Origin of the sequence: Paenibacillus sp. VTT E-133291, from assembly GCF_002264395.1 — a bacterium.
GTDB lineage: Bacteria > Bacillota > Bacilli > Paenibacillales > Paenibacillaceae > Paenibacillus_AQ > Paenibacillus_AQ nitricinens.
This window is the reverse complement of record NZ_NFVA01000149.1, coordinates 1-8771: the sequence shown is the minus strand read 5'-3', so window position 1 is coordinate 8771 and position 8771 is coordinate 1. Positions and strand designations below refer to the sequence as shown.

The window sequence follows — 8771 nt, the reverse complement described above, 5'->3', positions numbered from 1 at the left end:
TTAGTACCTGCTATGATTTCTTGAATACCTTTTCCTAAATCTGAGAAAGCAGGACCAGCAACGCCCCAATTATTAACAGGGTACATGACATTACCCGCCTTGAAAGCTTCTTGAGCACCGTTGTACTCTGCCGGCATTTCAAAAGTAACCCCTTTCAAAAAAGAGGAACCTCCTTTATTATCAACCCAGTAAGCATTCTGACCCTCTGGTGTGGATAACAGGTCAAGCACCTTGTACGCTGCATCCTTGACTTTGGACTTCGCATTCAAACCAAACGATACCCCAGGACCACCGACCATCCAACCCGGGCCGCCTTTTGTACCCAGGTTCGGGAACATATCAATCTTCATGTCAGGTGCCTTTTGCTTAAAAGTTTCCATATACCAAGGTCCTGCTTGGAACATCGCCGCCTTGCCGCTTGTAAATTCGTCAATCGCTTGTTCTTCTTCAAGTCCAAGCATATCCTTAGTGAAGACACCGTGTTTCAAGTATTCGGTCCATGTCGTCAAAGCAGGCTCCAGCGCATCGACCATTTTTGAGTTTCCTTTACCAAAATCATCGTTCCATTGTTTTCCTTCTGCTGTGCCGATAAAATCATTGAGGGCCAAACCAAGGAAGGACTGGCCTGCTACGTTAGGATTCTTTAGGCCAATCGCTTGGGGTTTAATTCCATTTTTCTTCAGCACGTCTGCTACTTGGAAGTACTCATCAAGTGTTGTTGGTATTTTCAGGTCATATTTGGCAAATAGATCAACATTATAGTAAACCCCGTTAAACCAACTAGCTTGCGGCAACCCGTACAGTTTATTATCAAATGTTGCGGTGGACGTACCGGTTTCATAATACTTGCTGGCATAACGTTCTGTTAAATCTTCGAAATACCCTGTCTTGACGGTATTTGCGTCGATTACTCCACCAATAATGTCAGGACCTTCGCCTGCTGCTAGCTGTGTCTTGATGACATCTACGTAAGTCTTGTTATCGATGAACTGATACTCCACATCTATATCGGGAAGTTTATCTTTGAATAATTGCAGAAGTGCCTTTACACTGTCTTCTTTGTTCCAATACGATAATCTGACCTTTACTTTCTTTACCGCTTCTGGAGCCTTTGATTCTTCCAGTGTCTTTGTATTATTTGGTGTTGCGCTTTCCTTAGCGCTACTGTTGTTCGTACTGTTCGAACTGCAGCCTGTAAAAAGAATTGACAAGGTGAGTAAAGCGGTAGTGGGAACTAACCACGTTCTCTTCATCCAAAGACCTCCCAAATTTAGAAAATAAGTTTTTCGGTATAGATTTCATTGTAATGTAAATGCCATTTCCATCGAAATAACAGATTTTTTCGAAATCTAACAGAATCCATCTGACAATAGAAACCAAATCATGTGGTTAATGTAACATGGTATGAATAGGAATGCCTAGTGTGCTATGCTTTGGTTTGTAGTGAGTATCCTCTGGAAGCGAGTAAATACCGCCCGATGAACGGATAGGAGGAAAATATGTATCATATTCTAGTAGTCGATGATCAACAAGCTGAAATCGATGCGATTGAATGGCTTATTCAGAAGCATGCTCTACCCTTTTCTGTTGCTCAGGCCAACGATGGGGAAGTAGCGCTGGAATATATAAGGGGCCATCATGTAGATCTGTTATTCACGGATATTCGCATGCCATTCATGGACGGTCTAGAGTTAATCAAGCAGGCAAAGATAGTCATACCGGACCTTAAGGTGCTTATTTACAGTGCTTATGGGGAATTTGAATATGCACAAAAAGCGATTCAACTTGGAACGGTTAGTTATATGTTGAAGCCAATCGATGTGAAGGAATTCCTCAAAATATTCCAATCCATAATCGCTATACTAGATGACGAACGACTTCAGAGAGAGAAGGACGAGTTGCTGATCAAGGGCTTTCATAAAGGAGTGGCGTATGAGAAAGAAAAGCTCCTGTTTGATCTCATTCAAGGTCGTGAGAGTGACGTCCATTACGAGGAACGGGCAGCTTTTGCTGGCCTAAATCATCTGGAAAATAAGCGGATGTATTTAATTATGATTGGATTGCAAAGTCACTTTTTTGATCAACATCATACAGAAGCGTTTGAATTTCTTCAATCGACTAGTAAACATGAGATTCTTTTATTACATATCAATGAATACCAAAGCATCCTGCTCGTCGTTATTGATCCCGCTTCAAAGAACAGTGCTAACGGGCAAGAGCTTATAAATTATGGAGAAAAGGTTAAAGAATGGCTGGAGACTAGCTTCGATCGGCGATGTTTAATTATTGTCGGTAGTCCGGTAGATAAGCTAGAGGGGCTTCATAACGAGTTCACCCAAATGGAAGAGTTAATGAATTTTCGGTTTTTTATGGATAGAAGTATCGTTTGTTCCAAAGATGCCGAAAGCATTCATGACCAGATAGACGACGAATCGTTAGAGCTTATGCTTAAGGAGATTTATACTTCCATTGCACGAAATGAATATCGTACACTCGAGCATCAAATAGAGTATCTCATTGCGGGTATGAGAAATAGTAAGCGCTTTAGTTCTATGTATGCGAAACTTTTATTTACAGAAATATTGAAAAAAGTAGTAGAGCTTCAAGGTAAAAAAAGCAGCAGTTTACTAAAGGAAGGTTTGGAGCGAATCGCACTTTGCAATTCAATTGCTGAGTTGAGGCAAGTCATTTTATCTGTTATTCAGGAGCATTTGCTGCAAATCAAAACAAATACAGATGATCAAAGCCGCAAAGTAATTGAAGATGTACAGATGCTCATCCAGATGGAGTACGGAAATGATATTGGGGTTGACTATTTAGCGAATCGCGTCTTTTTATCGCCAAGTTATTTAAGTTTCCTGTTTAAAAAAAGTACAGGTCAAAGCCTAATCAAATATATTACAGCTGTACGTATGGAGCGAGCGAAGGAGCTGCTGCGAGATTCAACGATTAAAGTTGTTGATATTGCCAGTACAGTTGGATTTGCGAATACTTCCTATTTTAATTTAATGTTTAAGCAGCATAACGGCCTGACTCCTATTCAATATCGGGAGGGTGGCGGAAGAAGATGAGTCTGCTCAAATTTATTCGTAATATCCGCCTGCGTCAGAAATTATTGCTTTCATATGTGATTGTTATCTTCCTGCCAACGATTGTACTGGGCTTGTATGCCTATCAAAGTTCCAAAGCTTCATTGAAAAGCCAGGTTCAGCAAAGCGCGGATAACGAGGCGAGGAAGCTGGCGTTAGAAATTAGTTACCGTCTTCAGAGACAGGATGTATCCATGAAATCGATTGTATTTCATCCTGCGCTTCTTGATTTGATGAGTAATCCAGATCAGGATTTGTACGCTCAATTTAAGACGTTGAATGATAAAATTGAACCTATTTTTTTTAATTTAATGTATATGGTTGGGGATATGACTGAGATTATGTTGTATTCTGAGAATCGGCAATCTGAATTAGGAAACTTCATTACGCCTTCTTCAGCAGTTAAGGATAAGGATTGGTATGAAGCGACAAAGAGCAGCGAGTCAACGAAGTGGTGGTTCGAGGATGGAGAATTGTTTTCCACTCGAGTGATTCGGGATATCGATCTTCAAATCGTGAGCGCTGAACTTTACGTCCGGTTTGATTACAATAAAATCTTCGGTGATTTCATTGGCAAGATGAATGAAGGTAGGGGCATCATTATTACCGATCAAAAGAATCAGCCGGTGTTAACAGAGCATGCCCCGCAGATGGATGATGTTCAGCTTCAATCCCTTTCAAGGAGTGGTACTTCAAAAGCAAGCTTAGGTGGCGAATCCTACCTTGTTATAAACAAAGATATTCCGCAAACCGATTGGGTCCTGCATTATTTGGTTTCCGATGATCAATACAATACAGGCATTCGCAATATTTTAAGCGCCACGGGTATCATTGTACTCATCTGTATGGTTTTCCTCAGTATCATAATCTTCTTGTTCTCAGAGACGCTGTTAAGAGGAATCGAGAAATTAAATACCAAAATGAAGATGGTGGAAGATGGTGATCTTACGGTTGTTGTATCCACGAATTCCAAAGATGAAATCGGGCAGCTTACTGATCGTTTCGGTTCTATGCTTAAACAAATTAATCAACTCATTTCGGAAGTATATCAAACAAAAGTCACGCAAAAGTCAGCTGAACTCAAAGCGCTGCAAGCTCAGATCAATCCCCACTTTCTATATAATTCTTTATCTTTAATTAATTCCAAAGCGCTGCGAATCGATGCTCAAGAAATTAGTGACTTGGTAAATAACCTTTCTAGTTATTACAGAACGACTTTAAATAAAGGGAAGCAGATTATTGCGATTCAAGATGAATGGACCAACGTTCAAGCATACATACATATTCAATTAGCTATGCACAATTCAAGATTTGACGTAGAATTTGATGCCGACGACAAGGTATTTCAATTTGAAATGATTCATTTGATTTTACAGCCGATTGTTGAAAATGCGATTATGCATGGCATCGATCTGAAGCGGGAGGGGCGAGGTAAACTCATCCTGCGGGCAAGTCTCGACGGTGAGGATATTGTTTTTGTCGTGGAGGATAATGGTGTCGGAATGGGACCGTATATGATCGCGCGTATTCTTGAACAAGAAAGTTCCGGCTATGGCATTAAGAATGTGCAAGAAAGATTACAGCTCTTATTTGGATCTGAGTACGGGATCAATATTCATAGTCAACCTGGAATTGGCACTTCCGTTATCGTACGCATACCGCAGTATCGTCACATAAGAGAAGAAGATTCATGATCGCAGAAACGCCTTTGGCGTCCTTATTAGGACGCCAAAGGCGTTTCTTCTTACTTACAATCGAAATCTGTTAGATTTCAAAAAATACTCTTATTTAGCAAGAATTCAATTGAGATTATAATGCATAATGTGAGCGCTTTAATTGTGTTCTAACATTAATTAAAGTATGAAAGGATGGTTGATCTATGTTCAAACGGGCAATGTATACAATGATCTGTTTCATGATTCTAGTAAGTACATTTTTCCAGGGCAATGCGCCTAGTGTCCATGCTGACAGCAGCAACCTGGATGTGTGGGTGGTTAATGCATTGAAGTCCGTATATAGGACCAGCACGATCCCTGCAAATCCTGACAACAGCATTGATCTTGTTTCAGCCAAAAACGAATACGAAAGTGAGCAAATTGCTGTAAGAGGTGCAAGCGATTTTAAGATTACAGGAATTGAATTTTCCGATCTTGTATCTCCTGGAAATACGATCTCAAACAGCAACTTAAGCTATCATTTTGAAGAATACGTGCTTGAGGATACCGTGCAGCCCAATCAATATCGACCGGATTTAGTAGGCACGCAAATCTACCCCTTATCGGAGATTCCCGATCCGCTTTCGAACGATACCTCTATACATGTGGCGGCAAATTCAACTCAGCCCATCTTAATAACGAATTATGTCCCTGCCGATGCTGTTCCGGGCCTCTATTCCGGTATAGTTACGATGAAAACGACGTTGGGCGATTATCAAGTACCTATTAACGTTGAAGTTGCTAACGCTGCAATCCCTCCAACCTCTGAGGCTAATTTCGTTAATTATCAATGGTCGATGACGAATGGATTTATGATTGGAGGTAATCCACCTGAGATTGTAGATGATCCTTTAACTCAGTCTAGTTATGACGTTGGCGAGAACTATTATGGAGTGGATACGTATAGCGATGAGTGGTTTGACCTTATGGATAATTTCGCCAAAACTATGACCAACTATCGCCAGAACATGATTTGGGTTCGTACAGACTTATTATTAAACGAAAAGGGTACCAAGATGGTGTCTTTTAAAGACGGGATACCGGAGAATATCGATTGGTCATTGTTCGATAGATATGTTCAAACCTTTATGGATAGAGGAATTACTCATTTTGCGAACATTCACTTGATCCATGCGTTAGAACAAATGCCACAAAATGAGAGACCAAACAATAATAATCCCGAAGATCCGTGGAAAACGTCCATACCCGAATTCGATTCACTACCTGTTACAGATGCTTATCTTACGAACTACTTGACGGCATTGCACGATCATTTAGAGGAAAAGGGTTGGCTTAATGGTTTCACTTGGTATCAGCATACTAAGGACGAACCCAATGGTGCTAGCATTACAAACTATATGACGTATATCGCTAGAAAAATAAAAGAGATCGTTCCGGATTTCAAGACATTGGACGCTGATGCGGCCGGTACGCTAATGAACGAAACCATCAAACCTTATGTGGATGTTTGGGTCCCATTAACACCGGTTTTCCAGGATAAGAAAAATCTATATCAAGCAGAGCAGGCGGCAGGCAAAGACTTGTGGGTGTATACTTGCGATGCCAATCCGGCTCCGTGGTTGAACAGATTCTGGACGCAGCCCATATTGACTGGCAGGCTGTTATTCTGGAATCTTAGTCAAGACGGTGTACAAGGACACTTACATTGGGGATGGAACGTATGGTATGTCCCTCATTATGGAGATTCTACGATCGTATATCCAGACAAGGAACATATGACGGTTAAGAGCTCACTGCGTTACGAGGCCCAAAGAGACGGACTTGAGGAATACGAACTGATGCACCAACTCAAGCAAACCAATCCTGGGCTTGCAAAACGTATAGTAGATAGCGCTGTTAACCCATCTGATCCGAGAAAATATACCCTGGATAATGAATATATCAGCAAGCTTCATGATTATCTGGTTAAAGCGGCGGCCGGAGAAACATTGGGTGAAATTCCTGTGCCAACTAGTCCCTACGATGGGCAGGATGTACCTATGACTTACATGACCGATAACGCGACCGGTGAGATCACTTTTGATGGTGAATGGTTTGCAAAAAGCCGGAAATACGCTTATATGGGAGGCGTTCAAGGCACGTTAAAAGCGGATGATGAATTGACCTATACTTTTACAGGGGCTGGTATCGATCTTATCGCGGAGAAAAATGAAGGCTCTGGTAAAATTTCCGTATCCATCGACGATTCCGCGCCAGTGATTATAGACCTATATGAAAAAGTTCAACTCGATTCGATATCGGTATACAGCAATCATAACTTGTCAGCAGGCAAGCATACGATCAAGGTAGTGAATCTGGAGAACAAAAACCTATTCGTTGACGGCTTCAGAGTAAGCATGTATGAAGGACAGGAGCTCTATGACGGAACGCTGCAAAGTTTGGACCTGACTAACGCGCCTTCGGTTCTTTTTAATAAAAACAATATTAATTACCAGGCCATTATTCCGAACGATGTAGACGTGATCACGATAACGCCAACGCTTGCAGATGCAAATGGCACTCTCGATATCAACGGGCAACGTTACGGCAGCGGTCAGAGGCTTACCTTCAACATCCCTACAGGCAAAAGTAAGATCCTTATTCGCTCTACCGCAAGTGATGGGGAAACCACGAGACTCTATACGTTGAACTTTCTCAAAGGCAATGTAAATGAACCGACCACCAATATTGCGAGAAGCTATTCAGCGATTACAGCAACAGCTGCCAGGGAAGACAGTACCGGCTATGGTGTTTCAAATATGGTTGACGGCAGTTACGGTTCCATGTTTGCGAGTATTAGCGGGTATACGAGCATCGTACCGTTCCCGCATGAGATCAATCTTACTTGGAATCAACAGAAGACCTTTAATACGATTGTCATGGCTACGCCATCAGGGTTATTACAGGGGATAACGGATATTGATGTTGAGGCTACTTCAGATGGAACGAATTGGACCACCATTGCAAAGAGGGTACCGATTCAATGGCATAGCAGCACAGACGACAACAAGATGGAATACACGTATGCTAATATCCCTACAGTTAATGACGCGCTGAAGCTGAGGATACGGGTCAATGACGCCAACAATACGTATTGGGGAATATATGCTTTATATGAACTTGAGCTTTATAATCTTCCAGATAACGGAGAGATTAACCCTATAGCAGACGGAACGCTGAGTAATTTAATAATCCCTAATGTTCCTTCTTTTAAGTTTGACAATAGCACGACGACCTACCCTGTAATGATTCCTAATGATGTAAGCACCATCACGATTACGCCAACGCTTTCGGACGGAGCGGGTACCTTGCAGGTCAACGGAAAGACTGTCGCCAATAACACAGCGCAGACTTTTGACATTCCATTCGGAAAAAGTGTGATTCATATCAGGTCTACCGCAAGCGACGGGACGACTACAAAGCTCTACACGTTGAATTTTCTCAAAGGAAATGAGGATGGGCTAGGTACCAATATTGCCAGAAGTTATTCTGAGATTACAGCAACGGCAGAACGTGAAGGCGAGGACTATAGTGCCAAGAAAATGGTTGACGGTATTATTTATACCATGTTCGCAAGTTCGCGAGGCTATAATAACGAACATCCGTTTCCGCATGAAATTAATCTTACTTGGGATCAAAAGCAAACCTTTAACACCATCGTCATGGCTACGACATCTGGATTAATCCAGGGTATTTCCAATATCGATGTTCAGGCTTCTACAGACGGAATAAACTTTGAAACCATAGCGCAGGGGGTACCGATCCAATGGAAAAGCAGCAAAGATGACGGCGTTATGGAGCACACCTTTGCTAGTATTCCTGAAGTACGAGATGCTCTAAAGCTGAGAATACAGATAAATGATGCGAACTATATGACATGGGGCATGTACGCTATGTATGAGCTTGAGCTCTATAATCTCGCGGAGAACGGAGAAATTGGCGAGAACAGTAACACGATCACGGCGAG

At 41.8% G+C, this 8771-nt stretch carries 4 protein-coding genes; 3 read left to right on the top strand and 1 reads right to left on the bottom strand.

The features are described from left to right. A partial coding sequence (locus tag CA598_RS30315) for an ABC transporter substrate-binding protein (protein WP_094878902.1) occupies positions 1 to 1253 on the bottom strand: 1253 nt, incomplete at its 3' end. Between the two features lie 246 nt (positions 1254 to 1499). Between CA598_RS30315 and CA598_RS30310 the strand changes: the two genes are divergently transcribed. The 3 genes from CA598_RS30310 to CA598_RS30300 all read left to right on the top strand — a co-directional run. After that, positions 1500 to 3071 carry a response regulator transcription factor gene (locus CA598_RS30310; RefSeq protein ID WP_094878901.1) on the top strand — a complete coding sequence of 524 codons (1572 nt, stop codon included), beginning with the start codon at positions 1500 to 1502 and terminating at the stop codon, positions 3069 to 3071. After that, a complete protein-coding gene (locus CA598_RS30305) occupies positions 3068 to 4783 on the top strand; it encodes a cache domain-containing sensor histidine kinase (RefSeq protein ID WP_094878900.1) in 1716 nt (571 codons plus the stop codon). Before CA598_RS30310 ends, CA598_RS30305 begins: the two co-directional genes overlap by 4 nt. A 185-nt stretch (positions 4784 to 4968) precedes the next feature. After that, positions 4969 to 8771: glycoside hydrolase domain-containing protein (locus tag CA598_RS30300; RefSeq protein ID WP_143812483.1), on the top strand; the 3803-nt coding region annotated here is incomplete at its 3' end.

Excerpts from the sequence above, each read along its gene's own strand:
- CA598_RS30310 (WP_094878901.1), top strand. The coding sequence starts at position 1,500 with ATGTATCATATTCTAGTAGTCGATGATCAACAAGCTGAAATCGATGCG.
- CA598_RS30305 (WP_094878900.1), top strand. The coding sequence starts at position 3,068 with ATGAGTCTGCTCAAATTTATTCGTAATATCCGCCTGCGTCAGAAATTA.